Annotated in this window: 24 protein-coding genes, 5 tRNA genes and 2 other RNA genes; 10 read left to right on the top strand and 21 right to left on the bottom strand. The window is 67.2% G+C overall.

Annotated features, from left to right (window positions below):
* Positions 1 to 7: 7 nt before the first annotated feature.
* Positions 8 to 1,849, bottom strand: coding sequence for a glycosyltransferase family 39 protein (locus LL962_RS08045; RefSeq protein ID WP_228316514.1), 1,842 nt, complete (start codon positions 1,847 to 1,849; stop codon positions 8 to 10).
* A 36-nt stretch (positions 1,850 to 1,885) separates the two neighbouring features.
* Between LL962_RS08045 and LL962_RS08040 the strand changes: the two genes are divergently transcribed.
* The 4 genes from LL962_RS08040 to LL962_RS08025 are packed head-to-tail and all read left to right on the top strand — an operon-like array spanning position 1,886 to position 6,276.
* Positions 1,886 to 2,839 (top strand): AAA family ATPase, encoded by a 954-nt coding sequence (locus LL962_RS08040; RefSeq protein ID WP_228316513.1) that lies wholly within the window; start codon positions 1,886 to 1,888, stop codon positions 2,837 to 2,839.
* 5 nt (positions 2,840 to 2,844) lie between these two features.
* Complete coding sequence (locus tag LL962_RS08035) at positions 2,845 to 3,801, top strand: DUF58 domain-containing protein (RefSeq protein ID WP_228316512.1); 957 nt, start codon at positions 2,845 to 2,847, stop codon at positions 3,799 to 3,801.
* Positions 3,794 to 5,746 (top strand): transglutaminase TgpA family protein, encoded by a 1,953-nt coding sequence (locus LL962_RS08030; RefSeq protein WP_228316511.1) that lies wholly within the window; start codon positions 3,794 to 3,796, stop codon positions 5,744 to 5,746. The genes LL962_RS08035 and LL962_RS08030 overlap by 8 nt, the downstream gene beginning before the upstream one ends.
* Complete coding sequence (locus tag LL962_RS08025; RefSeq protein WP_228316510.1) at positions 5,743 to 6,276, top strand: Slp family lipoprotein; 534 nt, start codon at positions 5,743 to 5,745, stop codon at positions 6,274 to 6,276. The genes LL962_RS08030 and LL962_RS08025 overlap by 4 nt, the downstream gene beginning before the upstream one ends.
* Positions 6,277 to 6,508: 232 nt before the next feature.
* Here LL962_RS08025 and LL962_RS08020 read toward each other — a convergent pair whose 3' ends face one another.
* The 4 genes from LL962_RS08020 to dnaX form a co-directional block, all read right to left on the bottom strand.
* The gene (locus LL962_RS08020) at positions 6,509 to 6,859 is read right to left on the bottom strand and encodes a histidine triad nucleotide-binding protein (RefSeq protein WP_228316509.1); all 351 of its coding nucleotides are present in this window, start codon (positions 6,857 to 6,859) and stop codon (positions 6,509 to 6,511) included.
* A 103-nt stretch (positions 6,860 to 6,962) separates the two neighbouring features.
* On the bottom strand, positions 6,963 to 7,556 hold the full coding sequence (gene recR / locus LL962_RS08015) for a recombination mediator RecR (RefSeq protein ID WP_228316508.1): 594 nt from the start codon (positions 7,554 to 7,556) through the stop codon (positions 6,963 to 6,965).
* Between the two features lie 99 nt (positions 7,557 to 7,655).
* Complete coding sequence (locus LL962_RS08010) at positions 7,656 to 7,976, bottom strand: YbaB/EbfC family nucleoid-associated protein (protein ID WP_022974646.1); 321 nt, start codon at positions 7,974 to 7,976, stop codon at positions 7,656 to 7,658.
* 6 nt (positions 7,977 to 7,982) lie between these two features.
* Positions 7,983 to 9,983 carry a DNA polymerase III subunit gamma/tau gene (dnaX, locus tag LL962_RS08005; protein WP_228316507.1) on the bottom strand — a complete coding sequence of 667 codons (2,001 nt, stop codon included), beginning with the start codon at positions 9,981 to 9,983 and terminating at the stop codon, positions 7,983 to 7,985.
* Positions 9,984 to 10,273: 290 nt separating this feature from the next.
* Between dnaX and LL962_RS08000 the strand changes: the two genes are divergently transcribed.
* Both LL962_RS08000 and ffs read left to right on the top strand, forming a co-directional pair.
* Positions 10,274 to 10,366: transfer RNA gene (locus LL962_RS08000), tRNA-Ser, on the top strand.
* Between the two features lie 73 nt (positions 10,367 to 10,439).
* An RNA gene (gene ffs, locus LL962_RS07995) (signal recognition particle sRNA small type) lies at positions 10,440 to 10,536 on the top strand.
* A 202-nt stretch (positions 10,537 to 10,738) separates the two neighbouring features.
* On the opposite strand, the gene LL962_RS07990 is transcribed toward ffs, so the two are convergent.
* From LL962_RS07990 to LL962_RS07965, 6 genes are all read right to left on the bottom strand, one after another.
* Complete coding sequence (locus LL962_RS07990) at positions 10,739 to 11,176, bottom strand: molybdenum cofactor biosynthesis protein MoaE (RefSeq protein WP_441004861.1); 438 nt, start codon at positions 11,174 to 11,176, stop codon at positions 10,739 to 10,741.
* A 2-nt stretch (positions 11,177 to 11,178) separates the two neighbouring features.
* Complete coding sequence (locus LL962_RS07985; protein WP_228316505.1) at positions 11,179 to 11,424, bottom strand: MoaD/ThiS family protein; 246 nt, start codon at positions 11,422 to 11,424, stop codon at positions 11,179 to 11,181.
* Positions 11,421 to 11,918: a cyclic pyranopterin monophosphate synthase MoaC gene (gene moaC / locus LL962_RS07980; RefSeq protein WP_104584528.1), complete on the bottom strand. Its 498-nt coding sequence runs from the start codon at positions 11,916 to 11,918 to the stop codon at positions 11,421 to 11,423. The genes LL962_RS07985 and moaC overlap by 4 nt, the downstream gene beginning before the upstream one ends.
* Before the next feature lie 358 nt (positions 11,919 to 12,276).
* Positions 12,277 to 13,308 (bottom strand): GTP 3',8-cyclase MoaA, encoded by a 1,032-nt coding sequence (gene moaA / locus LL962_RS07975; protein ID WP_228316504.1) that lies wholly within the window; start codon positions 13,306 to 13,308, stop codon positions 12,277 to 12,279.
* Positions 13,308 to 14,057, bottom strand: coding sequence for an MBL fold metallo-hydrolase (locus LL962_RS07970; protein WP_228316503.1), 750 nt, complete (start codon positions 14,055 to 14,057; stop codon positions 13,308 to 13,310). The genes moaA and LL962_RS07970 overlap by 1 nt, the downstream gene beginning before the upstream one ends.
* Positions 14,057 to 14,806: a 3-deoxy-D-manno-octulosonic acid kinase gene (locus tag LL962_RS07965; protein WP_228316502.1), complete on the bottom strand. Its 750-nt coding sequence runs from the start codon at positions 14,804 to 14,806 to the stop codon at positions 14,057 to 14,059. Before LL962_RS07965 ends, LL962_RS07970 begins: the two co-directional genes overlap by 1 nt.
* A 20-nt stretch (positions 14,807 to 14,826) precedes the next feature.
* Between LL962_RS07965 and LL962_RS07960 the strand changes: the two genes are divergently transcribed.
* Complete coding sequence (locus tag LL962_RS07960; RefSeq protein WP_228316501.1) at positions 14,827 to 15,876, top strand: glycosyltransferase family 9 protein; 1,050 nt, start codon at positions 14,827 to 14,829, stop codon at positions 15,874 to 15,876.
* Between the two features lie 134 nt (positions 15,877 to 16,010).
* Here LL962_RS07960 and LL962_RS07955 read toward each other — a convergent pair whose 3' ends face one another.
* Both LL962_RS07955 and LL962_RS07950 read right to left on the bottom strand, forming a co-directional pair.
* Positions 16,011 to 16,415: a DUF6165 family protein gene (locus LL962_RS07955; RefSeq protein ID WP_104584535.1), complete on the bottom strand. Its 405-nt coding sequence runs from the start codon at positions 16,413 to 16,415 to the stop codon at positions 16,011 to 16,013.
* A gap of 261 nt (positions 16,416 to 16,676) precedes the next feature.
* Positions 16,677 to 16,767: transfer RNA gene (locus LL962_RS07950), tRNA-Ser, on the bottom strand.
* A gap of 196 nt (positions 16,768 to 16,963) precedes the next feature.
* On the opposite strand from LL962_RS07950, the gene LL962_RS07945 reads away from it, so the two are divergent.
* Complete coding sequence (locus LL962_RS07945) at positions 16,964 to 17,668, top strand: PP2C family protein-serine/threonine phosphatase (protein ID WP_104584537.1); 705 nt, start codon at positions 16,964 to 16,966, stop codon at positions 17,666 to 17,668.
* 136 nt (positions 17,669 to 17,804) lie between these two features.
* Here LL962_RS07945 and dnaQ read toward each other — a convergent pair whose 3' ends face one another.
* The 4 genes from dnaQ to LL962_RS07925 all read right to left on the bottom strand — a co-directional run bounded on the left by dnaQ (position 17,805) and on the right by LL962_RS07925 (position 19,831).
* Positions 17,805 to 18,539, bottom strand: a complete 735-nt coding sequence (gene dnaQ / locus LL962_RS07940) for a DNA polymerase III subunit epsilon (protein ID WP_104584538.1) — start codon at positions 18,537 to 18,539, stop codon at positions 17,805 to 17,807.
* Between the two features lie 16 nt (positions 18,540 to 18,555).
* Positions 18,556 to 18,631: non-coding RNA, sX9 sRNA (locus LL962_RS07935), on the bottom strand.
* A gap of 59 nt (positions 18,632 to 18,690) precedes the next feature.
* Entirely contained in the window at positions 18,691 to 19,143 is a 453-nt protein-coding gene (rnhA, locus tag LL962_RS07930) for a ribonuclease HI (RefSeq protein ID WP_104584540.1), read from the bottom strand.
* Between the two features lie 31 nt (positions 19,144 to 19,174).
* The gene (locus LL962_RS07925) at positions 19,175 to 19,831 is read right to left on the bottom strand and encodes a hypothetical protein (protein WP_228316500.1); all 657 of its coding nucleotides are present in this window, start codon (positions 19,829 to 19,831) and stop codon (positions 19,175 to 19,177) included.
* Positions 19,832 to 19,843: 12 nt separating this feature from the next.
* On the opposite strand from LL962_RS07925, the gene gloB reads away from it, so the two are divergent.
* Both gloB and LL962_RS07915 read left to right on the top strand, forming a co-directional pair.
* Positions 19,844 to 20,611 (top strand): hydroxyacylglutathione hydrolase, encoded by a 768-nt coding sequence (gene gloB / locus LL962_RS07920; protein WP_228316499.1) that lies wholly within the window; start codon positions 19,844 to 19,846, stop codon positions 20,609 to 20,611.
* Entirely contained in the window at positions 20,608 to 21,765 is a 1,158-nt protein-coding gene (locus tag LL962_RS07915) for a lytic transglycosylase domain-containing protein (protein WP_228316498.1), read from the top strand. The genes gloB and LL962_RS07915 overlap by 4 nt, the downstream gene beginning before the upstream one ends.
* Positions 21,766 to 22,227: 462 nt before the next feature.
* Here LL962_RS07915 and LL962_RS07910 read toward each other — a convergent pair whose 3' ends face one another.
* The 4 genes from LL962_RS07910 to LL962_RS07895 form a co-directional block, all read right to left on the bottom strand.
* Positions 22,228 to 24,198, bottom strand: coding sequence for a peptidyl-prolyl cis-trans isomerase (locus LL962_RS07910; RefSeq protein ID WP_228316497.1), 1,971 nt, complete (start codon positions 24,196 to 24,198; stop codon positions 22,228 to 22,230).
* 289 nt (positions 24,199 to 24,487) lie between these two features.
* Positions 24,488 to 24,564: transfer RNA gene (locus tag LL962_RS07905), tRNA-Asp, on the bottom strand.
* A 92-nt stretch (positions 24,565 to 24,656) separates the two neighbouring features.
* Positions 24,657 to 24,733 (bottom strand) — tRNA-Asp (locus LL962_RS07900).
* Between the two features lie 28 nt (positions 24,734 to 24,761).
* Positions 24,762 to 24,836: transfer RNA gene (locus LL962_RS07895), tRNA-Val, on the bottom strand.

Raw genomic sequence — 24,836 nt, 5'->3', positions numbered from 1 at the left:
TACGTGATCAAGGGGCGGAAACGGTGAAGGGCTGCTCCCACCAGTCCTCGACACTGCTGTCGCGGCCGTGCAGGCGCAGTCCCAGCCAGTGCGTGCCGGGCGGCACGGCATGCGTATCGAGCGTGGCGGAGAAGCCGACGTTCGGATGCTGCGGGTCGGTCGAAATCTTCCAGTACGGGCGGATGTCCAGCGCACTGCCATAATCGGCCTGCACGACGGGGCGACCATCGAGCAACAGCTCCACCTTCGCCAGCCCCACCCCATCCTTGAACGCCCAGCCGCGCACCTGCACCTGACCGGACACGCGCGCATCCGGCAGCGGAGCGTCGATCCAGGCCATCGCTGGCGCGACGCAGGGCCCAGGCGTGCGTTGCGCCGGCAGCGCGAACAGCAGGAAACGTTGATAGCCGTGATCGGTGGACACCACGGTGGGCGGCGGCAAGGGCCCGACCATGTCGCAGACGGCGTGGTAGCGCTGCAGCAGATCGCGATAGCGCTGATCGCTGGGGGACAGCACCAACAAGCGCGGCCCATCGCGCGTACCGTCGCTGAGCAGCCCCCACTGCCGCAACTGCGCGCTGCGCCCGTGCTTGTCGTTCAAGTCGGAACGCAGCACCTCGATCCGCGCATCGCGCAACTGAAAGCCGAGTTCTGCGCCTACCTTGAAGTTCCCGGCCAGCACGCGCGTACCCGGCGGCATCTGTGCCAGCCTGGCCCGCACCGCACGCGCCAGATCGTTCCAGCCGGCGAAATTGCGCGGGTAGTATTTTTCGCCAGCCGCATGCGCGCGGATGGACGGCACCGACACTGCCAAGTAGTAGCCATAGGCACCCAGCGTACCGAGCAGCGCGATCAACCACGCCGCCCGCCGCAGCGGGTGCGGCCACCGCATCAGGATCACCGGCACCGCGACCAGCAATGCGAGATAGCCAGGCAATGGCCAGTGAAAGCTGATCCGCTCGGCATCGCTGAAAAAGCCCAGGACGAAGATCGCCACGGTCGAGATGCCGCCCAGCAGACCGAAGTAACGCCATTGCGCACGCGAGCCGCCCCCGGAACGGGTGCCGGCCAACCCTACCTTGACCATTGCCCAGCCCAACAGCGGCGTCACCGCCACCGCCTGGATCAACAGGAACCACAGCCCGCTGATCTGGAATCGCCATGGATGCCTGTCCACCAACTGGAAGCGCAGCCCGGCCTCGTCGTGATCGGTGTTCCAGACCAGCAACGGCAGCCAGCTCACTGCGCCCACCGTCAACGCCATCCAGATGCGCGGGTCGCGCAGGACCGCACGTCCCTGCGGGATGCACAGCAGCGCGATGCAGCCCACACCGATCACGCCGACGAAGCGGTAATGGCTGAGCGCGCCGATGGCCAGCCCGACGGCGAGCTCCAGCGCACTGGTGGCATCGACCTCGCGCAGCAGGCGTGCGCCTGCATCCATGCACAGGACCGCCGCCAAGGCCATCGGCACATCCGGCACCGCCAGGATTCCCAGCGTCGCAGACAGCGGCATCAGCAGGGTCAGGCTGCCGGCCTGCCAGCCCAGGGTGGAGCCGAACCAGCGCGTGGCGATATGCGCGATCAGCCACGGCAGCAGCGCGGCGATGACCAGGAACGGCAGCCGCAGCGCCAGCAGGTGATGGCCACCGAACTCGACCCCAGCCCGCGCCAACCACGCGGTCATGCCCGGCAGATCCGAATATGCCGCCGCCAGATGCTGGCCTTCCTGCCAGTAGAACGCCTCGTCCACGAATAGCGGCAGCCGCGCGGCGATCAACAGCTTGACGGCGGTGGCCAGTGTCCACAGGATCACGAAGGTGCGATGTGCGCGTTGGTCTCCCTGCATTGCCCTGTGCACTCTTCTTCCACCTACGGAATTGTGATGTCGATACCGCCGCGTTCCACGGAAATGCTAACCGATGCGCTGCGTCAATCGCTGCGGCGCGCGCAAGAGCAGGTCAATTCGCTGCTGCTGGGCAAGGCACAGGAAGTCCGCCTGGCCTTCGTGGCGCTGCTATCCGGCGGCCATCTGCTGATCGAGGACCTGCCCGGTCTAGGCAAGACCACCCTCGCCCACGCGATGGCCTCCAGTCTGGGGCTGGGCTTCCAGCGCGTGCAGTTCACCTCCGACCTGTTGCCGGCCGATGTGCTGGGCGTGTCGGTCTACGACGCCGCCTCGCGCCAGTTCCAGTTCCATCCCGGCCCGGTGTTCACCAACGTGCTGCTGGCCGATGAAATCAATCGCGCGCCGCCGCGCACGCAAAGCGCGCTGCTGGAAGCGATGGCCGAGCAACAGGTCACGCTGGATGGCGTCACGCATGCCTTGCCCGAGCCGTTCTTCGTGATCGCCACGCAGAATCCGGTGGACCTGTCGGGCACGTTCCCGCTGCCCGACTCGCAGCTGGATCGCTTCCTGCTGCGGTTGAGTCTGGGCTACCCCAGCGCCGATGCCGAGCGCGCCCTACTGTCCGGCGCCGACCGCCGCGAGCTGATCGCCCAGGCCGCGCCGCAGCTCAGCGATGCCGACGTGGTCGCCCTGCGCACGCTGGTGGGCCAGATCCATACCAGTGATGCGTTGATCGCCTACGTGCAGGCGCTGCTGCTGCGCAGCCGCCAGCATGCCGGGGTGCGGGTGGGGCTGTCACCGCGCGCCGGCATCGCACTGCTGCGCGCCGCCAAGGCCTACGCCCTGCTGTTGGGGCGCGAACATGTGCTGCCGGAAGACGTGCAGGCATTGTTCGTGGCCGTGGCCGGGCATCGGCTGGTGCCGGAGGCCGAATCGTCGTCCGGGCCGGCGCTGGCCAAGGCGCTGCTGCACAGCGTGCCGGTGGACTGACACCGGTGCGTGCGTCGCTGCGCGGTCTCGGCCGCCGCCTCAGCCTGCTGGCGCGCCCGCGCGCAGCCGAGGCGTTGCCGATCGTGCTGGATCGGCGCCGCATCTATGTCCTGCCGACCCGCTTCGGCCTGTTCGTTACCGCCCTGCTGCTGGCCATGCTGCTGGGCGCGTTGAACTACAACAACAATCCGGCCTTGCTGCTGGCGCTGTTGCTGGCCACCGCCGGCATCGCCAGCAGCATCATGGCCCATCTGCAGCTGTCGGCCCTGCGCATCGAAGCGGTCGCGGCCGAACCGGTGGTGGCCGGCGAGCCGCTGCGCATGCGGGTCTCGCTTGCGCGTCGCGACACGCGCGCACGCCGCGGACTGCGGCTGGATCACCGGGACAGCAGCGGCTTCTGCTCGTTGATCGCGCAGGAGAACGGCGAGGTCGATCTGCTGGTACCCACCACCCGGCGCGGCTGGCAGGACATCGAGCGCATCCGTGTGTCCAGCATCCAGCCGCTAGGGCTGGTACGGGCGTGGTCGTGGGTGTGGCCGGAGACGCCCTTGCTGGCCTATCCCAAACCCGAGGAGCAGGGCCCGCCGCTGCCGGACGGTGCCGGCTCGCCCAACCAGACCCGCCTGCATGCGCAAGGCGAGGAACTGCACCAGTTGCGCCCATACCGCGCCGGCGATGCGCCCCGCACGATTTCCTGGAAGCACTCGGCAAGGCGCGACGCCCTGCTGGTGCGCGAGTACGAACAGCCGCTGGGTGTGGAAGTCACACTGGACTGGCGGGCGCTGCACGCACTGCCGTACGAACGCCGCATCGCACGGCTGGCGCGCTGGATCAATCTGGCCGAGCGCGACGGCCGGCGTTATCGCCTGATCGTGCCAGGCCAGCCGCCGCTGGGCCCCGCGCAAGGCCCGTCGCACCATCATCTATGCCTGCGCACGTTGGCGCTGCTGCCACATGACTGAGCCCGCCGCCCCGATCGCCCTGGCCAGCCGCGGCTGGGTGCTGGCCACCAGTTGGCTGGCGCTGGCACCGTTGTTGTTGCAGCTGCCCGGCCTGCTCGCCGCCACCATCGCCGTTGCCGCCGTGCTGGTCGGCGTGCTGAGCTGGCGCGGCACGCTGATGGCACCGGTACGCTTGCTGCTGGTGGTGGCGATGCTGGCGGCGGTGTACTGGCAGATCGGCATGCGCTTCGGTCGCGACACCGGCTGCGCCGTGCTGGCGGCCATGCTGGCGATCAAGGCCTCCGAACTGCGCACCTTGCGCGATGCGCGCAGCCTGCTGGGGTTCGCCTTGTTCGCACCGTTTGCCGCCTTTCTGCTCGATCAGGGGCCGGCGACGATGGGCTTGGCGCTGCTGGCGGTGGCGACCGCCCTGCTCAGCATGCAGCGGCTGGCCGACGAAGAGCACCGCACCAGCACGCCTGCGCTGGGCCTGCAGTTGCGCGGTATCGGCAAGCTGGTGGCCATCGGCGTGCCGCTGGCGCTGGTCACGTTCTGGTTGCTGCCGCGCCTGGGTGCGCCGTTGTGGGGCGTACCCGAACGTGCGCTGTCGCGGCCCGGCCTGTCGGACAACATGTCCCCGGGCGAGTGGATCGACCTGATGGCCGACGACAACCCTGCCCTGCGCGTGCAATTCGCCGGCCGGGCGCCACCGCCGCAGCAGCGCTACTGGCGCGGACCGGTGATGTGGGATTTCGATGGCCGCAGCTGGCAGCGTGCGCGCTGGACCGGCCGTGGCCAGCCCGCCGCGGTCGTGCCCGGGCCACAGACCTATCGCTACCGACTGGATTACGAGCCCACCGATCGGCGCCAGCTGGTCTCGCTGGACCTGCCTACCAGCAACGTCGCCAATGCCGAGCTGTCGCCCGATTACGAACTGTTCGCACAGCGGCCATTGACCGCGCTCACCCGCTGGGAGCTGCAGTCGGCACCGCCGGCACGCTTCGACACCGACCTGCCCGACCGGCTACGCGCACGTGCACTGGCGCTGCCGCCCGGCTTCAATCCACGCACCCTCGCGTTGGCACGGCAGTGGCGCGCGGAGGCCGGCAACGACGACGGCGCCGTCGTGCAGCGCGCGCTGCAATGGATCACCCGCGAGTTCGCCTACACCCTGGACACGCCGCTGCTCGGCCGCAACAGCGTGGACGAATTCCTGTTCCAGCAGAAAGCCGGCTTCTGCGAACACTTCAGTTCCTCGTTCGTGGTGCTGATGCGCGGGGCCGGCATCCCCGCACGCGTGGTCACCGGCTATACCGGCGGCGTCTACAACGGACTGGGCAATTATTGGGTGGTCAGGCGAATGGATGCGCACGCCTGGGCCGAAGTCTGGCTGGCAGGCCGGGGCTGGGTGCGCGTGGATCCCACGGCCGCAGTCGCACCGGAACGGATCTACGACACGCTGGAAGATCGCCTGCAGGCCGGCGGCGGCAACGACTTCGCCCAACTCGGGACGTGGGCGGGCCTGGGCCAGGTCAGCGACTGGCTGCGCCGCGGCTGGAACGAGCTGGTGCTGTCCTTCGACGCGGAGCGCCAGCAGCGGCTGCTGCAACCGTTCGGCATCGACCGCCTGGACACCTCACAGTTGACCCTGATCTTCGGCATCTTCGCCGGTGGCGCCCTGGCCTGGATGGGCTGGCTGCTGGCCCGCGGCGAACGCGAGCGCGACCCGCTGCTGCGCGCCTGGCATCGGGTGGGCCGCCGTTACCGCAAACTGGGCCTGGCGCGCGAGCCGCACGAACCGGCCACGGTGTGGGCGCAGCGCGTCGCCCACGAACACCCGGGCACGCCCCTGCTGGCACTCAGCCAACGTTTCGCTGCCGCGCGCTACGCTGGCGCTAGTTTGGATAGCGCCACACTTCTGAAAGACCTGCAGCAGCATCGCCCGCGAACCGGAGATTCCTCATGAGTACCCGTTTTCTGATTCCCGTTGTTGCTGTACTCGGGCTCGCAGCCTGCGCCACCGCGCCCAAGCCGCTGCAGGGCCAGTTCCCCACGGTCAGCCCGAGCGACTCCGCTGCCAGCGCGCAGCTGGGCACCTCGGTGCGCTGGGGCGGCAAGATCATCCAGACCAAGCCGGGCCAGGGCCAGACCTGCTTCGAGCTGATCTCACGCCCGCTCAGTGCCAGCGGCCGCCCGGACCGCAATGCCGTGGACGCCAGCGACGGGCGCTTCCTGGCGTGCCGTGCCGGCTTCTACGACCCGGCAGTGTTCGAGCCCGGCCGCGAGGTCACCTTCATCGGCAAGATCGAAGGCTACGAAACCACCAAGATCGGCGAGTACGACTACCGGCTGCCCAAGGTAGCGGCCGATGTGGTCTACCTGTGGCCGGAAGTGCGCGATGTCGACGTGATCCCAGCCTATCCTTACGGCCCCTGGGGCGATCCATGGGGCCCGCGTTGGGGCGGCGGCTGGGGCTGGGGCCGCGGTTGGTGGTGATCCACCGCTGAGTCCCCCTCACAGACGAACGCCGCTCCCCGGGAGCGGCGTTTTCGTTGATGCGAGGCAAGCTGACAGCCCCTCGCTCACCGAAGCACGCGCGCGCATCAGCATGCTGCGCGGCGCCCCAGCATCGCAATCCATCTGGCGATTGCGCCTGCGCCATCATGGCCTGCCCGCAGGTGCCAGACCGCCTGTTCGATCACCTCGACGGCACGGCCGGCGCTATCCGTCAGGGCGTACCAAATCGCCCCAGCGGCGCCCCGGCCAGCAGATGCAGATGGATATGGAACACCGTCTGCCCGGCGTGCTCACGACAATTCATCACGATGCGGTAGCCGTCCTGAGCCAGGCCCTGCTGGCGTGCATAGGCGGCTGCGGCGAGCGCCAGCTGGCCGATCAGCAACGCCTGGTCCGGAGGCACATCGTCCAGAGTAGGAATCGCGTGCTGCTTGGGAATGAACAGCACGTGCACCGGCGCCTGCGGCGCGATGTCTTCGAAGCCCAGCACCTGATCGTCTTCGTAGACGATGGTGGCCGGGATTTCGCGGCGGATGATCTTGCCGAAGATGGTGTCGGTCATGGTTCGGGATTCGGGATTCGGGATTCGGGATTCGCAAGAGCTTACCGCGCCTGTGATGTCTTGCTCTTGCCAATCCCCAATCCCGACTCCCAAATCCCCGCCCTCAAAGTACCTCGGCTCGGGTGCCGAAGGCATGCGACAGCGTGCCGCGGTCCACGTACTCCAGCTCGCCGCCCAGCGGCATGCCTTGCGCAAGCCTGCTCGGGCGCACCGCGTGCTGACGTGCCAGTTGCGCCAGGTAATGCGCCGTGGCCTCGCCTTCCACGGTGGCATTGGTGGCGATGATCATTTCGGTGACCTCACCGGCGGCCAGGCGCTCGCCGAGCCGATCCAGACCCAGCTCGCGCGGGCCGATGCCATCCAGCGGCGACAAGCGTCCCTGCAGGATGAAATACAGGCCGCGGTAGCCGGTGGCATGTTCGATCGCCAGGCGGTCGGCCGGCGATTCCACAACGCACAGCTGCTGTCGATCGCGGCTGCTGCTGGCGCAGATCGCACACACCTCTGCTTCGGTGAAATCGCGGCACTGCGCGCAATGTCCCACCTTCTCCACCGCATTGCCCAGCGCTGCGGCCAGACGCCGCCCGCCCTCGCGCTCGCGTTCGAGCACGTGATAGGCCATGCGCTGGGCCGACTTCTGGCCCACGCCCGGCAACACCCGGAAGGCCTCGATCAGTTGTTCGAGTAAGGAGGACATTGGATGGCCGGGATTGGGCATTGGAGATTCGGGATTCGCAAATGCAGAAGCACTCTCGCTTCTGGCCGATCCCCAATCACGACTCCCCAATCCCCTCGTTCAGAAGGGCAACTTCATGCCAGGCGGCAGCTGCATGCCGGCAGTAGCCGAACCCATGCGTTGCTTGGATTCGGCATCGATCTTGTTGGAAGCGTCGTTGAAGGCGGCAGCGATCAGGTCCTCGGCCATTTCCTGGTCGGAGAGGATGCTCGGATCGATCCGCACCTTGCGGCATTCCTTGGCACCGGTCAGCGTCACGCTGACCATACCGCCGCCGGCGCTGCCGGTGACTTCCAGCTTGGCCAGTTCTTCCTGGGCGCGCTGCAGGTTTTCCTGCATCTTCTGCGCCTGCTGCATCAGTTGGGCAATGTTTCCACGCATGGGTCGTCACTCGTCGTAAGGGCGGATGGAATCGGGAACCACCCGCGCGCCTTGCTGCTGGATCAGCTGCTGCACATTCGGGTCGTTCATGAAAGCGTCTTCTGCAGCGCTCTGGCGCTCGCCTTTCTGCCGATTGGCGCGCTCGTGCAGGGTCTCGACATCGGCACTGCCGGTTTCGATGACGATGCGCGGCACGTGGCCCAGTACCGGCATCAGCGCCTGGGCCAGGTTGGCGATGGAGCGCTCGGAGGTGAGGTATTCGAACCCCGGGGCCAGCGCCAGCCGCAGCACGCCATCGCGATGGCCGATGAAGGCGGCATTGGCTGCCAGTTGCCGCGACGGACCGTTCAGGCCGCTCCGGGTGACCAGCTCCAGCCACTGCTCCGCATCGGCGATGCGGTTGTCGTCGAGCTGGCGCGGCGACTCGGCAGCCGGCGCCGCAGCCGCGGTCGCGAACGAAGCGGGCGTCGCCGCGGCCGGCGCTGCCATCATCTCGGGCGCAGGCGCGGTACTTATTGCCGCAAGAGGCACGACGGCCGCTTCCGGCGCCACCGTGGCCGGGGGTGCAATCGCCGATGTGGGCGGCAAGGCTGGAGCGGGCGTGGCCGTTGCCGCGGTCGACGATGCGACCGGGGTGCGCACCGGCGCATCGTCCACGGCCCAGGGCGGCGTATCGTCGGCACGCGCAAAGGCCGCAGACGATGCCGGGGCGTCGCTCGCAGAGGCCGCCAGCGCAACCACCGGCACCACAGTCGCGACCGCAGGCGCTGCGGCGCTCGGCGCAAACGCCGCTTCCATCGCCTCGGACCGCTTCGGGGCCGCGGCAGCGAGCGGCGCAGCCGCCTGCATGCCCGCTGCTGACGCGGGCGTGCCGCCGGCGATGGTGGCACCACGGTCATCGTCGCCGGTGGTGCCGGCCGGCACCGCAGCGGCGGGACGGAAGGCGAGCATGCGCAGCACCGCCATTTCGAAACCGGCGCGCGGGCTGGGCGCCAGATACAGGTCACGCCGCCCGTTGAGCGCCATCTGGTACCACAGCTGCACCACTTCCGGACGCAGCTGCGCCGCGAACGGGGTCGGGTCGATGCCGTCGCCCACGAATGCCACCGACGGCACCAGTTGCTGCACCTGGACGCGGTGCAGGGCCTCGGCCAGCGCTTCCAGCACGCCACTCCAGTCCGGCGAAAATTCGGCCAGCGCGGCCACGACCTGCAACAGGCGCGCGCCATCGCCATCTGCCAGCGCCTGCAGCATCGCCCCGACCTGGGTGCGATCCACCGTGCCCAGCATGGTGCGCACCACGTCCTCGCGCAGCGCGCCACCAGCATAGGCAATCGCCTGGTCCAGCAGCGACAGACCATCGCGCAGCGAGCCGTCGGCCGCCTTGGACAGCTGCACGATCGCCGACGGGTCCGATTCGATCTGCTCGGCGGCCAGGATGCGGGTCATCTGGCCCTGGATCTGGTCTTCGTCCAGGCGCTTGAGGTTGAACTGCAGGCAGCGCGACAGCACCGTCACCGGCAGCTTCTGCGGGTCGGTGGTGGCCAGCAGGAACTTCACGTGCTCCGGCGGCTCTTCCAGCGTCTTCAGCAACGCGTTGAAGGCCGCCTTGGAGAGCATGTGCACTTCGTCGATCAGGTAGACCTTGAACTTGCCGCGCGAAGGCATGTACTGCGCGTTCTCGATCACCTCGCGCACGTCGTCCACGCCGGTATTGGACGCGGCGTCGATCTCCAGCAGATCGATATAGCGGCCGGCATCGATGTCCAGGCAGGCCGGGCAGGTTCCGCACGGGTCGGCGCTGGTGCCGGTCTCGCAATTCAGCGACTTGGCGAAGATGCGCGCGATGGTGGTCTTGCCCACGCCGCGGGTGCCGGTGAACAGAAACGCGTGGTGCACGCGTCCGCTGTCGAGCGCATTGCTGAGCGCGCGGACCACATGCTCCTGGCCCACCAGTTCGGCGAAACGCTTCGGGCGCCACTTGCGGGCAAGAACGAGATAGGACATCGGGCAACCAGCTTCGTCTGAACCGATATTGTGCCACGCCGCGTCAAGCCGATCGTCCGGCGCTCGACACCCGCGGCGTTCACGCACCTGACCCAGCCAGCCGCTTCGGGCCACGGTGGCGGCGGCGCCTGTCACCTCTGCCATCCAGGCGTGTCCTGCCGACCGAACCCTGCCCTCCGACGCACCGGCAGAACGCCCTCCAGGCGCACTGGGCAGGGGTGTCCTTGTTAACGGCGCCGCCGGCGGCTAGAATTCCGCTCCTGCCTTCGACCCGGTCGCAGTGCAGGCACGGAGAGGTGTCCGAGTGGTTGAAGGAGCACGCCTGGAAAGTGTGTAAGCGTCTAAACCGCGCTTCGGGGGTTCGAATCCCCCTCTCTCCGCCAGTTTCACGATGTGCGCGGCGACACCGCCGCCGCACGTCCGGGCCATCCCGATGGCCCACGTCTTATGGTGGCCCCGTCGGTCCCTCGCGACGCTAGATCGAAAATCCCGCCAGGGCCGGAAGGCAGCAACGGTATCGATTGATGCGGGCGCCGAGGTCAACCGGCGGGGACACCACCCTGTCGATAGACGCCGATCGAACCGGCCCAGATCCTGGACTGCGAGCAGCCAGCATTTCGCTTTGTGCTGTACGCACACGCGCAAAGCCGACCGGTCATTCGCACCCGCCATGGCGACGGCGATGCATTGCCGCGACGTCAGCGTTTTCTACGCCGCGGCGTCGTGGGCCAGCCACGCTTGCGTTGGTGACGAACTCACTGCGATTCCGGATGCAACCAGCCTGCATCGCCTCCCAGGTAATGCTCGTGCTTCCAGATCGGCACACGCGCCTTGACCTCGTCGATGATGTATCGGCAGGCGTCGAAGGCAGCGCCGCGGTGCGCCGCACTCACCCCCACCCATACCGCCATGTCACCGATGCGCAATTCCCCCACGCGGTGCACGCAGTGCGCGCGCACGATGGAAAACCGTTGCATCGCCTCGTCCAGCACACGCTGACCTTCGGCTTGCGCGAGCGTGGCATACGCTTCATATCGCAGCCCCGCAACGCGACGGCCATCGTTGTGATTGCGCACCCAGCCTTCGAAGCTGGCGAAAGCGCCGGCCTGCGGATGCTCCATCCCCTCGCGCAGGCGATCGACCGGCAAGGCGGCCTCGGAGAGCGCGAACAGGCCCGTCGTCCGATCGTTCATGCTCAACCTCCCGACACCGGTGGAATGAACACCACTTCGCTGCCATCGCGCACTGCATCCTCCCAACCGGCGAACGCGCCATCCACCGCCACGCGCAATTGCGCCGGCGTCCAGCGCAGGCCGTGCCGCGCATCGAGCTCTGCATACAGTCCCCGCAGGTCCTGCGCGCCGGTCTGCACGCGCTCATCGGTGATGCCCGTGGCTTCGCGCAGGCTGGCGAAGTACAGCACCGTCACCGTGGCCGTCATCGTGCCGCTCCGAGATCGCGCTTGCCACCACGCTTGGCCACCAGCCTGGTCGGCCCGATCGTCATCGCGTGCGACAACGCCTTGCACATGTCATACACCGTCAGAGCCGCCACGCTGGCGCCGGTAAGCGCTTCCATCTCCACGCCGGTACGGTGCACGCAGCGCACGGTGCACTGGATCTCCAGCGCCTGATCGCCGGCCCAGTCGATCTCGAAACGGCAGGCATCGATCGGCAATGGATGGCAGAACGGGATCAGTTCGTGGGTGCGCTTGACTGCCATCGTGCCCGCGATCACCGCGGTCTCCACGATGCCACCCTTGGCGCTGCGCAGGCCGCTGGCGCGCAACTGCGCCGCGACGGCTGCCGGAAAGCGCACACGGCTGGTAGCCGTGGCACTGCGTGCGGTGACTGCCTTGTCGGAAACATCCACCATGGTGGGAAGCCCGGCGGCGTCCAGGTGGGTCAGGCGTGCGGGACGGGATTTGGCAGGCATGGGCAACGACACAGTGACAGGCGCTCAGGATGCGGCATTCTCGGTGAACGCAGTGGCTTGAGGGAACAGCAGCCACCCTCCCGACCTGCCTGCATCCTCATTAGCGACGCAAGGCGGGTGCGTTCGATGCCATCGCAGCTGCAGTCGGCAGGTACCGCAGTGAAGCGACTCCGCGTCGGCCAGCAGCTGGCGGCAGCGGCACCTCCATCGTCCGTCGCGGCATCGGCGCGCACTGCGGCGATCACCCGGCGCCGCGCGCTTGCGGACACAATGCACTCCGAAAAGCACGGACCAAGACGCGCTCCGGCACCTGCGTTTCGCCACGCAGCTTCCGCTTGGAGCGGGCGCCTGCGCCCGCTCATCCACCGATCAGGAACATCTCCACCGGCTTGCCGCGGCGCGGCGTGGATGCGCGCACTTCGCTGTAGCGGTCGCCGCGCAGACTCCAGCGTTGACGCAGATGGGTGGCCAGCGCACTTTCGCCGTCAGCCAGAGCCGGTTTGAGGTCATGGCCCTGGCTGGCGAACAGGCAGGTGTACAGATGCCCATCGGCCGACACGCGCGCGCGCTGGCAATCGCCACAGAACGGCACGCTCACCGAGCTGACGAATCCCACCTCGCCCGCACCATCGGCAAACGCGTAGCGCTGTGCGACTTCGCCGATGTAGTTGGCATCGAGCGCATGCAGCGGCCAGCGCGCACTGATGCGTTCGTGCAGTTGCGCGGAGGTCACCACCGCACCTGGCGTCCAGCCATTGCAGCTACCCACATCCATGAATTCGATGAAGCGCAGCACGTGCCCACTGCCACGGAAGTGTTCCACCAACGGCAACACCTGATCTTCGTTGACGCCACGCTGCACCACGCAATTGATCTTCAGCCGCTCGAACCCGGCCCGTTCGGCCGCGGCAATGCTGCCCAATACCTGCGCGATCTCACCGCGCCCGCCGCTCATGCGCTTGAACAACGCAGGGTCCAGCGCATCCATGCTCACCGTGATCCGGCGCAGACCGGCATCACGCAGCGCCTGGGCCTGCCGCGCAAGCAGGGCACCGTTGGTGGTCAACGCGAGGTCTTCGATGCCATCGATCACCGCCAGACGCGCAATCAGGCTGGGCAGGTCTCGCCGCAGCAGCGGCTCGCCGCCAGTCAGGCGCAGCTTGGTGACGCCCACGGCCACGAAGGAGCGCACCAGCGTCTCCAGCTGATCGAAACTCAGGCGTTGTTGCGCATCCAGCCCGTAGTCGTCCGGAACGCGGTCTGCCGGCATGCAGTAGCCGCAGCGGAAGTTGCAGGCTTCGATCACCGACAGGCGCAGATCACGCAAGGGGCGGCCGTAGCGGTCCTGCATGGGTGCGCCGGCCAGCGTCGGCAGGGTCAGGGCGCCCATCAGCGCACCATGGCGGCGGTCGGCTCCGCCAGCATCAGGTACTGCCCGGGCACGGCCACCCGATGGCCACGCGCGCGCAGCACGTCGCCGTCGGTCTCGCTGGCGTAGTGGTACAGCAGCATGCGGTCCAACAGGTCCTGCGGGTACTCCCGCTCCAAATCGTCCACGCCAGTATGCGACGGGTTGCCGTGAACGCCGCAGTCATGCGCGATCAGCTCGTTGTCGCCCGCATAACGCTTCAGCATCTCGGGGATCGGCCGCGTATCGCCGGTCCAGACCAGCGCGCCCTGCAGGCGTAGCCCATAGGCGGTTTCCGGCCAATGATGACGCACCGGGAACACCTCCAGCCGCACACCGTCGTGCCAGAACGCATCGCCCACCGGCACCAGTTGGAAGGCATCCCAGAAATTGGCTCCGCCTTCGGCCAGCACGTTCGGATAGTCGGCGATCCGCCGCTGCAGCAGCGGCACCACCGGCGCCGGCACGTACAGGCGGGTGCGCCCGCGCCGGTCGGAGAAATAGCTGTCCACGAACACCCGCTCCAGCCCGCCGACATGATCCAGATGCACATGCGTGATGAAGATCGCCTGCGGCAGCCGGCCATAGTGCGCCTGATAGGCGGTCAGCCCCTCGCTACCGCAATCGATGGTCAGCCACGGTTCGCCGGCACGCTCGAGCGTAGCCATCGGAGAACCGAGCGCCACCGCCGACGCATTGCCGACTCCCTGCACCCGCAAGGCCCAGTCCATCAGTAGCCCCGGCCCCAGGCCAGTTCGTAGGCACGGTGCAGACGCTCGTAATCCTTGTCCACTTCTTCACGGCTGCGCTTGCCGCGCAGCTTCAGCAGCGAACGATGCAGTCGCTCGAGGTTGCGCTCGCGCCAGCGGGTGGCCGGGATACGCAGCACGCCGCGGTCGAAATCGATCAACCAGCCGTGCCCGCCGGCATCGAACAGGATGTTGTGCGCATTGAGATCGGCATGATCCAGGCCGGCACGGTGGAAGCGCGCAATCAGCTGACCGGTAGCCTCCCACGGCGCGCCGCGCCCGGCCACCTGCGCGTGATCGGCCAGCGAACGCACGTTTTCCAGTCGCTCCATCAACAACGCGGCGCGATAACCCAGCCCCTCGCGCAGATAACAGGCGGCCAAGGGCCGCGGGACCGGCAACTTGCGCTTGATCAGTTCGCGCATCAGCCGGAACTCGGCAAAACTGCGCGTGCGCCCGGCGCCCTTCCACAGATAGCGATCCCGGCTCACCCGCGCGGCCATGCCACCACGCAGGTACTGCCGCAACACACTGCGACCGAACGGCGCGTCCACGAACCATGCCCCGCCGCGCCCCCCCTCATCGACCGGCCGTGCCCTGTCGCCCCAGCGCTGCGGCGAGAACAATCCCGCATCGGCTTGCCGCAGCCGTTCGCGGTCGAACAGAATGGCGCCGTAGCCGCGGCCCTCGCGATACGGCGTCAGCGCTTCGGTGGCGTCGAAAGAACCCATCCATCGAGTCTAACAACACCATGGCTGTAACGCCTGCATCGCTGTGTCTGCTGCGCCTGTCGGCCCTGGGCGACGTCACCCACGTGGTGCCACTGGTGCGCACGCTGCAGGCGGGGTTTCCGCAGGCGGCGCTGCACTGGATCATCGACAAGGCCGGCCTGAAGCTGCTAGACGGCCTGCCCGGCGTGCACTTCCATGCCTACGACAAGCGCAGCGGCGTGGCCGGCATGCGTGCACTGCGGCGACAGCTGGCGCCGCTGGGACGTTTCGATGCCCTGCTGCACATGCAGGTGGCCTTGCGCGCGAATGTCCTGTCGGCGTTCGTGCCAGCGCAGCGGCGCATCGGCTACGACCGCAGCCGCTCCAAGGATCTGCACGGACTGTTCGTCAACGAACGCATCGCCGATCGCCCCGGCATCCACGTGCTCGACGCCATCGGCAGCTTCGCCGAGCCGCTGGGATTGCGCCAGAGCATGGTGCGCTGGGATCTGCCGGTACCGGATGAGGCGCACGCCTGGGCGCGGGCGCAATGGGACGACGATGGCCGCCCGGTACTGATGATCTCGCCGTGCTCCAGCCATGCGCGCCGCAACTGGTATCCCGATCGTCACGCCGCGCTGGCCGATCACGCCGCCGCGCAGGGATGGCGGATCGTGCTGTGCGGTGGCCGCAGCGATATGGAGCGCAGCACTGCCGATGCCATCGTCGCCAGCGCGCGTACCCCGGTACTGGATCTGGTCGGCAAGGACACGCTCAAGCAACTGCCCGCCCTGCTCGCCCGCGCGGATCTGGTGGTGACGCCGGATTCGGGGCCGATGCATATCGCCAATGCGATGGGCACCAAGGTACTGGGCTTGCACGCGGCCAGCAATCCGCGCCGCAGCGGCCCGTATTCGGACGTGCGTTATTGCGTGGACCGCTACGACGCTGCGGCCCGCAAATATCTGCACAAGCCGGCCGACCAGCTCGATTGGGGGACCAAGATCGAATTCGACGACGTGATGCAGCTGATCAGCGTGGAAGATGCCATTGCCGCCTTCGAGCGGTATCGCGCCGATCATCCACGCTGACCGCTGAAGGCCGCTGTTCTGCCGCACCCATCCCCCATGCGTGCGCGCTGCGGCCCTGGTGGCGCCAGGCATGACACCACACCCCCGCGCCACCGATCGCGCGCCAGCGGCAGCGCGATCGAGCTGGCGATGCCTCAGGCGCCCTTGGCGCGATAGTCCTGGTAGGACTTCTCTTCCACGTACGAAGAGCCCAGCGCCAGGTTGATCTGCTTCTTGATCCGCGCGCGCTCGTCGTTTTCGATGTACACGCTGCGCGCCAGCTGCACGAAGGTGTCGTCGAAGGTCTGCGCCTGCTCCTTGAGCCGGATATCGTCTTCGATGACCCATAGCCGCTCGTTGACGGCCTTCAGCTCGGCGCGCAGCCGCACGATGTCGTGGCCGGCGGCCGGATGCGCCATCCAACTGTTTTCCAGCGCGGACAACTCGTTGCGCACATTGGTCAGCTTGGCCGCATCGCTCATGCGCTCGGACTTGATCTGCAGGATCGCGATCTTGTCGAGCAGCTCACCAAAGGACACGGGCACCAGGATCTCGGACATGACACACCTCCAACGGGAATCGAGCGGATTGTAGTCGTCGCCGTACGCGGCGATTGCCACACATAAACAAAAGCCCCCTTGCGGGGGCTGATGCGAATCTGGCGGAGAGGGGGGGGGGGATTCACTCGGCACTTCGTGCCTTCGCCCTACGGGCGGCTTCGCCGTGCAGACAGCTGCGCTGTCTGTCGAACCCGGGGCTTCTCACCCCCCAATGACGCCGGCGAAACTCACGCGGCACTGGCACACCTATTCGCCTCAATCTGGCGGAGAGGGGGGGATTCGAACCCCCGAGGCGCTATAAACGCCTGCCTGATTTCGAGTCAGGTACATTCAACCGCTCTGCCACCTCTCCAGATGGTCCCCAGTGTCCTGGGGCCGTGCATCATACGGGCACACGGCTCTGGCGACAAGCGGCCCCGGCCGGGGTCGGGTGGCGCCATTCCCGGGCGGGCGTGAACCGGCACCACGCGCTTCGCCGGCCGCGTGTTGCCGCTGACCGGTCGGGCCGCGATGATGGTGGCGCATCCTCTCCCTGGCGACCCGGCCCCATGCTCGAATTCGGACACCTTACCCATGTCGGCCTGCGCCGTGACCTCAATGAGGACACCTACTACGGCGACAGCGAACTGGGGCTGTGGCTGGTGGCCGATGGCATGGGCGGGCACGCCTGCGGCGAGGTCGCCAGCGCACTCGCACGCGAGACCATCGTGCGCGAAGTGCGCGCCGGCACTGCGTTGGCACAGGCCATCCGTATTGCCGACGAGGAAATCATCAAGACCTCACGCCGCTGCAACGACACCCTGCCGATGGGCACCACCGTGGTGGCTGCACGCGTCCTGGGCCAACGCTTCGAAGTCGCCTGGGTCGGCGACAGCCGTGCCTACCTGTGGCGCGACGGACGGCTGGCCCAACTGAGTCAGGACCATAGCTATGTGCAGGAACTCATTGCCCAGGGCACGCTGACCAGCGAGCAGGCGCGTGCGCACCCGCATCGCAACGTGGTGACGCAGGCACTGGGCGTGACCGACCCGGCGCACCTCAATGTCGCCACCATGCAGGGCGAGCTCAAATCCGGCATGCAGCTGCTGCTGTGCAGCGACGGACTGACCGAGGAGGTGGACGATGCCACGATCGCGGCAACGCTGTCGCAGGCCGACTGCAGTGCGCAGGAGTGCGTCGAGTGCCTGGTTGCCGCGGCACTGGATGGCGGCGGCTCGGACAACATCACTGCCATCCTGGTACGCAGCTACTGACCTGGTAGGTCGCTACCGAGCGCGCGTCGCGCAGCCATCGTGCCGCAACGCCCGCAGCCCGCGGCTCCCAGCACGGCCTGCGCAACGAATACCGGCCGGGCGCACCCGACGGGATCACCCGACCCAGGCCGCTCGCCTAGCCGGCAACCGCGACCTCTTCGACCGGCGAATCCCACAGGGCACGCCCGGCCTTCTTGCGCAGCTGCGCCAGGCGCGCTTCGTGCGCCTGCGATTCCGAAGCGGTCACTGCCACGCGTGGGCGCGGCAGCAGCAAGGCGGGATCGAAGGCGATCATGCTGCCGCCATCGTCTGCATGCTGGCCGGCATCGGCACTGGCAAAGCCGATCTCCTCCTGTCCAGAGGTGAGCGCGATATACACGTCGGCCAGGATCTGGGCATCGAGCAAGGCGCCGTGCAACTGGCGATGCGAGTTGTCCACGCCCAGCCGCTTGCACAGCGCATCCAGTGAATTGCGCTGCCCTGGATACCGCTCTCGCGCCATCATCAAGGTGTCGATCACCGTAGCGCGGTCGACGACACGACCGTAGCCATCGCCCAGCAGCGCCAGTTCGTTGTCCAGGAATCCCAGGTCGAACGCGGCGTTGTGAATGATCAGTTCCGCGCCGTCGATGTAGGCGAGAAATTCCTCCACCACGTCGGCGAACACCGGCTTGTCGGCCAGAAACTCGAGGGTCAGCCCGGTCACTTCCTGCGCACCGGCTTCGAAGTCGCAATCGGGCTTCAGATAGCGATGAAAATTATTGCCACTGGGGCGGCGCTCCAGCAGCTCCACCGCACCGATTTCGACGACGCGGTTGCCCTTGCGCCATTCCAGGCCGGTGGTTTCTGTATCGAGAATGATCTGACGCATGAATCCTCTTTAGAGCGGCTAACAGAACGTAGCGAGCGGTCGTCAGGTGGGTGTGGACGGCGCGGAGGAACCGGAGTGTACGTGTGGTACATGCCGATTCCGAGCACCGGCCGCGCCCGCCTGACGGCGGCGCAGTCGTTTTGTTAGCCTCTTAGGCAGTTGCGCTACCAGCGCGTTGGGCGAGGGCCTGGTTGCGAGCAAGCACGTCCACGCGTTCGTTGTCCGGGTCGCCGTTGTGGCCCTTCACCCAGCGCCAATCGATGCTGTGACGCTGCGTGGCCGCATGCAACCGCTCCCACAACTCGCGATTCTTGACCGGATCGCCGCCAGCGGTTTTCCAGCCGCGCCGCACCCAGCCGGACATCCATTCGGTGATGCCCTGCCGGACGTATTGCGAATCGGTGTGCAGCACGATCTGGCAAGGCTCGGTCAGCGCCTCCAGCGCCATGATCGCGGCCATCAGTTCCATGCGGTTGTTGGTGGACACCGCTTCGCCGCCCGCCAGTTCTTTCTCGCGGCCGTTGTAACGCAACAGCGCCGCCCAGCCACCTGGACCGGGATTGCCGAGACAGGAGCCGTCGGTATGCACTTCAATTGATTTCATCAGCTTTCAGAATCGCAACGTTGCAAAGAGTTCAGATCGTGGCCACCGGCTGCGGCCAGCGCGAAGGCAGCGCAATCGGGGTCGGCGCGATCGGGGCGGAGGCACGCTTTTCCACTTCGAGCAGATATACCGCGCGCCATGGGGCACGCCCGGGATCGGACGCGCCGCGCCCCGCGCGCCAGATCGGCCCGAGGTAGCGCTCCGTTTCCACGCATTGCAGACCGGCGCGCTGCGCCAGCGACCGCCAGCGATCCGGCCGCAACGCCACCGGCCCACGGCGCGCCCAATGAAACCGGTAAGGGCTCAACGGATTGAGCGTGAATAACCATAGCCTGCCGCCCGGCATCAACAAACGCTCGCATTCGGCCAGGAAATCCGCCGCACCGCCGACCACCGCATGCTGCACCACGATGGCCTGCAGACTCTCGGTCGGCAATGGAAACGGCAGGCCGCAGCGGGCATCGCCGGCAAAACGCCCGGCGCTGCGGAACAGGCGCAGGCCGCGGCCCTGCATCGCCTCTCGCGCAGGCAGGTCCTGAGTAGGAGTGATCCACAACCAGGGCTGCGAGGGGCGCGATTGCATGACGGAAACGGCGACACGGCGCTCCAGCTGCAGCAAATTGCGCCCCGCACCTGTATCAAACCAGGTTGAGACACCAGCTTGACGGGAGAACGGCGCGGCGGGCATGGTCCCAATTCTATGCGACTGACCGCCCTGCCCGCATTCGACGACAACTACATCTGGGCGCTGATCGCTGCCGATGGCCGGGCCATCGTGGTCGATCCCGGGCAGGCCGAGCCGGTGATCGCGGCTGCGGCGCGCGATGGGTGGACGCCCAGTGCGGTACTGCTGACCCATCACCACGCCGACCATGTTGGCGGCGTGGTGGCGCTGACGGAACGCTGGCCGCAACTGGAGATAGTTGGTCCGGCCGACCCGCGCATCGCCGGTGACGTTCGCGCAGTGGGCCAGGGCGAGCGCGTACGCCTGCTTGGCACCGACTTCCAGGTCCTGGAGGTCCCGGGGCACACGCGCACCCACATCGCCTTCGTGAGCGACCAGCACCTGTTCAGTGGTGATACCCTGTTCAGCCTAGGCTGTGGGCGCATGTTCGAAGGTACCGCACCGCAGATGTTCGACTCGTTGCAGCGACTGGCCCGCCTGCCAGGCCAGATGCTGGTGTGCTGCGGCCACGAATACACGCTGGCCAATGCGGCTTTTGCGCTGCATGTCGATCCCACCAACGCTGCCTTGCAGCGCCGTCAACAGGAAGCCCAGGCCATGCGTCACGCAGCCCGTCCTACCCTGCCGATCTCGCTCGAGAGTGAACTGGCCACCAACCCTTTCCTGCGCACCGGCACTGCGCAGGTGCGCGCCGCAGCAGCATCGTACGCCGCCGTCACACTGACCTCTGATGTCGATGTTTTCGCCGAACTTAGGCGCTGGAAAGACGACTTTCGCGCATGAGGCGCTTGATTCTGGCAGCGCTGGCCGCCTGCGCGGTCATCGCACCGGCGGTTGCAGCAGCGTCCACGCCTGGCGATAACGCCGTCACCCCTTCCGGGCTGCGCAACGGGCGGGAGATCTTCGCCGCCTTCCTCGATGGTCGCGCCGACCCGGGCTGCGACAGCAAGCAGAGCGACGTCCGTTGGGAGCAGCACTTCTCCCGCGCCCCTGCCCGGCTTGCCGACGATGCCCAGGACGTGCTTCCACTGTTCGGCTATGTGGTCGATGAGCTGCGCGCCGCCGACATGCCGACCGAATTCGCGTTGATCCCGTTCGTCGAGAGCGGCTACCGCCCCGGCGCCCGCAATGGCAGCGGACCGGCAGGCCTGTGGCAGTTCATCGCCAGCACTGCGCGCAACCACCACGTTCCGGTCGGAGCGCAGTACGACGGCCGTCTGTCGGCGGTGGATTCCACCACTGCCGCCGTGCGCTACCTCAAGACCTTGTACGGCATGTTCGGCGGCGACTGGCGCCTGGCCCTCATGGCCTACAACGCAGGCGAGTATCGCGTGCTGCAGGCCATGCGCAGCGCCGGGATGAATGCACAGAACGCGCGCCCGTCCGAGCTGCCCGGCATGTCCAAAGTCACCTACGAATACGTCGAAAAGCTGCACGCGCTGGCCTGCGTCCTTGATCACGCCCAGCGGCAGGACAGCCTGCTGACCTCGCTGGACCGCCAGGTACCGGTGCTGACCGAACACGCACTCCCTGCCGGCACCAGCCTCAACGCCTGGGCCGGGCAACGCGACATCGAACCGAAGCTGCTCGCCCGCCTGAATCCAGCACTGGCAGGCGCACGCGCAGCCCCCAAGGCAGTGCAGGTGCTGGCGCCGGTCGCCGCGTCCGCGCAGGCCGACACCGCCGCCCCCGTTCTCGCCTCCACCGCTCCAGGGAAAGAACCAGGCAGTGACGTGGTGACGGCGACGGCCGATACGACGAGCACCAGGACGCGCGAGTCCCGTGCACGCACGCATACGGTGCGCAACGGCGAGTCCGCCTGGGCCATCGCACGCCGCTATGGCATCACGGTCGCCACCTTGCTCGCCAGCAATGGCCTGGACAAGCGTGCAGTGCTGAAGCCGGGCATGGTGCTGTCGTTCAACGACAAGCCTTGAGCCAACCGCCGCCCGGCACTGGAAGCCGGGCGGCATAGTCGGCACGGGCGTCACTGACCAGCCTGGGAATCCGGCACCTCCGCGCCCTGCATGCCCGATACGCCACGCGTCGATCGGCAGCGGAACCCTAGTCCCCCTCGTCCAAACATCGAGCCGTTCGGTGCCATTGCGGCCTGCGTGAGAGCCCGAAGTACGACGCCTCGCCAGGAAGCGTTAGCGGCGCCCGGGCCTGCCAGTTCGCGGGCGGCCAGATGCGTTGACTCCGCCTCGTGGACCAACGTCGGAATGGCTGCACCATTCCCTGCGGCGCACCGGCGGGCGGGCACAGGCGATGCCGGCAAGCGAGGCAAACCTCTGGCGCAACATGTGCGCTTGCAGGCCGCGTCTTCCACCGCCGCGCCCTGGGCGAAAAAAAAGAGCCCGGTTGCCCGGGCTCTTCTCGCATCAGTGAAACGACGAACCTTACAGCTGCGCTTCTTCGATCTGGATCTTGTACTGCTTGCGCATCGCTTTGACATAGGCCTGCGCGGCGTTGTTGCCGTCGATCTGGCTCAACTGCTCACGCAGCATCGTCTGCTGCTCGGCCGGCATCTGCTTCAGATCGCCCGGCGTGGCCTTGCTGATCACGAAGACCGCAAAGCGGCCACCGTCCAGCTCCACCTTGCCGACCGACGGCTTGCCCTCGGCCGGACGTGGCGCACTGAAAATGGCGCGGTTGGCAGCCGGGGTCGGAATCGGCGCGGTGCGCGGCAGGCCCGGAATCGGCTGCAGCTGCAGCTTCTCGCTCTCGGCCAACGCCTGCAACGTTTCGCCCTTCTGCACGCGTGCCAGCAACGCGTCGGCCGCTGCAGCCGCCGCCTTCTCGGTGCGATCGGCATGGATGGCAGCGACGACCTTGTCGCGCACCTTGTCCAGCGGCAGCGCCTGTTCGGCGACATGGTTGGTCACGCGCAGTACCACACTGTGGTTGGGCGCAATGGTGATCGGATCGCTGACCGTGCCGTCCTGTACCAGCGTCTCGGAGAAGGCCGAACGCAGCACCGCCGGATTGGCCGCGATCCCGCTGGCGTTGGCGCGCGAGAACGGACCCAGCGTCTGCACCGGCAGACCCACCTGCTTGGCGGCCGGCTCCAGTGCCGTCGGGTTCTTGTAGATCTCATCCACCAGCTTGCCGCTGACATCGGCAAACGCCTTGTCGGCATCGGCCTTGAGCTGCTCGGCAGCGAGCTGGTCGCGCACCTGCTCGAAGGACTTGCCCTGCCCGCCCTTGACCTCACGCAGCTGGATCACGTGATAGCCGAACTCGCTCTTGATCGGCCCGACCACATCGCCGGCCTTCATCGAGAACAGCGCGTCTTCGAACGGCTTGACCATCGTGCCCTTCTCGACCCAGCCCAGGTCGCCGCCGGCGTCCTTGGAACCGGGGTCCTGCGAATTGGCCTTGGCCAATGCGGCGAAGTCGGCTCCTGGTTGCTTGGCCTCGGCGGCAAGCTTGGCAGCCTTCGCCTCTGCCGCTTTCTGCCCGGCAGCGTCGTTGCCAGCCGTAATCAGAATATGCGAGGCCAAGCGCTGATCCGGCTCGACAAAGCGCGCCTTCTCTTCGTCGTAACGCTTGCGCAACGTCGCCTCGTCGGCGGCAGTGGCCGGCGGCATCGTGGCGGCATTGAGCTCCACGTACTCGATGGTCACCGTCTCCGGCTGACGGAAATCCTGCGTATGCGTGTCGTACCACTGCTTGACCTGCGCGTCGCTGACCGGAGCCGTGTCGGCAGCCGGCATCGGCAGCATCGCCAATTCCACATCGCGCGTTTCGCCCATCAGCTTGAGCAGGCGCTCGAACTCGCCCTTGGTCGCAAAGCCCGATTCGGCCACGGCCTGGGGAATCACCGACTGCTGCAGGCTGTCGCGCACCAGCGCATCGAACTGCGCCGGCGTGCGCGGCGGATTCCCCTGCGCGAGCGCGGCGCGGTACTGATCCGGGCTGAACTTGCCATCGACCTGGAACGCCGGAATGCTGCCGATGTAGTCGCGCACTGCCGCATCGCCGATGACGATCCCGGCATCTTCTGCACCCAGCCGCACGACTTGCTCGTCCACCAATTGATCGAGCACCTGCAGCTTGTTTTCGCGGGACTCGAACCGGCGTGGATCGAAATCCTCGCCCTGACGCTGACGTTCCTGCAGGCGCGCCTGCTCGAAACGCGTACGGAAGTCCTGGGTACTGATCTCGTGGTGCTGCCACAGCAGCGACACCGGCCACCACGAAGGTGCCGACTTCCACCAGCTTGGCGGTGCCTGCACCTTGGCCACGTTATTGGCGCCAATGCCGCCGAGGTAGCTGTTGTCGATGACGAACAGGAACGGAATCATCAGCAACCCCAGGATGGCGGTAGCGATCCAGCCTGACGTCTTGTCGCGAAGTTTCTGCAGCATTGGCAAATCACGGCCTGTGGGCGAGCCGCGCAGTGTAACGCGCTTGACGCCACGCACCCAGCCCGGCTCCGGTCGCCACTGGCCAGGAACATGCACAAACAGATCCGATACCCGGCGGGCACAGACATCCCAGAGCCCTCCGAAGCACCGTATGCATCGGTGAATCGACCGCAGCAGCGCAATCACCACCGGCCTCGCCACCACTCCACGCCACCGTACACCCGCGTCCCATGGCCGAAATGCCCCCAAAAAAAAGCCCCCGGCGCAAGGCCGGGGGCTTCGGTGTAACTGGCGGAGCGGACGGGACTCGAACCCGCGACCTCCGGCGTGACAGGCCAGCATTCTAACCAGCTGAACTACCGCTCCGCTTTAAACTTGGACCTCGACTCCACCGCATCCGCAGCACGAATGTCGTGGAGAAAACGAAGCCCCCAATCGCTCAGGGGCTTCGGCGTAACTGGCGGAGCGGACGGGACTCGAACCCGCGACCTCCGGCGTGACAGGCCAGCATTCTAACCAGCTGAACTACCGCTCCGCGCTTGAAACTGTTGCCTGGTGCTTAGTGGTGGGTGCTGAGGGTTTCGAACCCCCGACCCTCTCCGTGTAAGGGAGACGCTCTACCGCTGAGCTAAGCACCC

The sequence above is a fragment of the Xanthomonas sp. NCPPB 1067 genome (assembly GCF_020783795.1).
Classification (GTDB): domain Bacteria; phylum Pseudomonadota; class Gammaproteobacteria; order Xanthomonadales; family Xanthomonadaceae; genus Xanthomonas; species Xanthomonas melonis.
The sequence above is the reverse complement of the archived record's forward strand: the minus strand, read 5'-3'. Positions and strand labels throughout refer to the sequence as shown.

What these genes read in the sequence shown, in the direction of transcription:
- LL962_RS08045 (WP_228316514.1), bottom strand. Translation starts at nt 1,849, where the DNA reads ATGCAGGGAGACCAACGCGCACATCGCACCTTCGTGATCCTGTGGACA.
- LL962_RS08040 (WP_228316513.1), top strand. Translation starts at nt 1,886, where the DNA reads ATGTCGATACCGCCGCGTTCCACGGAAATGCTAACCGATGCGCTGCGT.
- LL962_RS08030 (WP_228316511.1), top strand. Translation starts at nt 3,794, where the DNA reads ATGACTGAGCCCGCCGCCCCGATCGCCCTGGCCAGCCGCGGCTGGGTG.
- LL962_RS08025 (WP_228316510.1), top strand. Translation starts at nt 5,743, where the DNA reads ATGAGTACCCGTTTTCTGATTCCCGTTGTTGCTGTACTCGGGCTCGCA.
- LL962_RS08020 (WP_228316509.1), bottom strand. Translation starts at nt 6,859, where the DNA reads ATGACCGACACCATCTTCGGCAAGATCATCCGCCGCGAAATCCCGGCC.
- recR (WP_228316508.1), bottom strand. Translation starts at nt 7,556, where the DNA reads ATGTCCTCCTTACTCGAACAACTGATCGAGGCCTTCCGGGTGTTGCCG.
- LL962_RS08010 (WP_022974646.1), bottom strand. Translation starts at nt 7,976, where the DNA reads ATGCGTGGAAACATTGCCCAACTGATGCAGCAGGCGCAGAAGATGCAG.
- dnaX (WP_228316507.1), bottom strand. Translation starts at nt 9,983, where the DNA reads ATGTCCTATCTCGTTCTTGCCCGCAAGTGGCGCCCGAAGCGTTTCGCC.
- LL962_RS07990 (WP_441004861.1), bottom strand. Translation starts at nt 11,176, where the DNA reads ATGAACGATCGGACGACGGGCCTGTTCGCGCTCTCCGAGGCCGCCTTG.
- LL962_RS07985 (WP_228316505.1), bottom strand. Translation starts at nt 11,424, where the DNA reads ATGACGGCCACGGTGACGGTGCTGTACTTCGCCAGCCTGCGCGAAGCC.
- moaC (WP_104584528.1), bottom strand. Translation starts at nt 11,918, where the DNA reads ATGCCTGCCAAATCCCGTCCCGCACGCCTGACCCACCTGGACGCCGCC.
- moaA (WP_228316504.1), bottom strand. Translation starts at nt 13,308, where the DNA reads ATGGGCGCCCTGACCCTGCCGACGCTGGCCGGCGCACCCATGCAGGAC.
- LL962_RS07970 (WP_228316503.1), bottom strand. Translation starts at nt 14,057, where the DNA reads ATGGACTGGGCCTTGCGGGTGCAGGGAGTCGGCAATGCGTCGGCGGTG.
- LL962_RS07965 (WP_228316502.1), bottom strand. Translation starts at nt 14,806, where the DNA reads ATGGGTTCTTTCGACGCCACCGAAGCGCTGACGCCGTATCGCGAGGGC.
- LL962_RS07960 (WP_228316501.1), top strand. Translation starts at nt 14,827, where the DNA reads ATGGCTGTAACGCCTGCATCGCTGTGTCTGCTGCGCCTGTCGGCCCTG.
- LL962_RS07955 (WP_104584535.1), bottom strand. Translation starts at nt 16,415, where the DNA reads ATGTCCGAGATCCTGGTGCCCGTGTCCTTTGGTGAGCTGCTCGACAAG.
- LL962_RS07945 (WP_104584537.1), top strand. Translation starts at nt 16,964, where the DNA reads ATGCTCGAATTCGGACACCTTACCCATGTCGGCCTGCGCCGTGACCTC.
- dnaQ (WP_104584538.1), bottom strand. Translation starts at nt 18,539, where the DNA reads ATGCGTCAGATCATTCTCGATACAGAAACCACCGGCCTGGAATGGCGC.
- rnhA (WP_104584540.1), bottom strand. Translation starts at nt 19,143, where the DNA reads ATGAAATCAATTGAAGTGCATACCGACGGCTCCTGTCTCGGCAATCCC.
- LL962_RS07925 (WP_228316500.1), bottom strand. Translation starts at nt 19,831, where the DNA reads ATGCCCGCCGCGCCGTTCTCCCGTCAAGCTGGTGTCTCAACCTGGTTT.
- gloB (WP_228316499.1), top strand. Translation starts at nt 19,844, where the DNA reads ATGCGACTGACCGCCCTGCCCGCATTCGACGACAACTACATCTGGGCG.
- LL962_RS07915 (WP_228316498.1), top strand. Translation starts at nt 20,608, where the DNA reads ATGAGGCGCTTGATTCTGGCAGCGCTGGCCGCCTGCGCGGTCATCGCA.
- LL962_RS07910 (WP_228316497.1), bottom strand. Translation starts at nt 24,198, where the DNA reads ATGCTGCAGAAACTTCGCGACAAGACGTCAGGCTGGATCGCTACCGCC.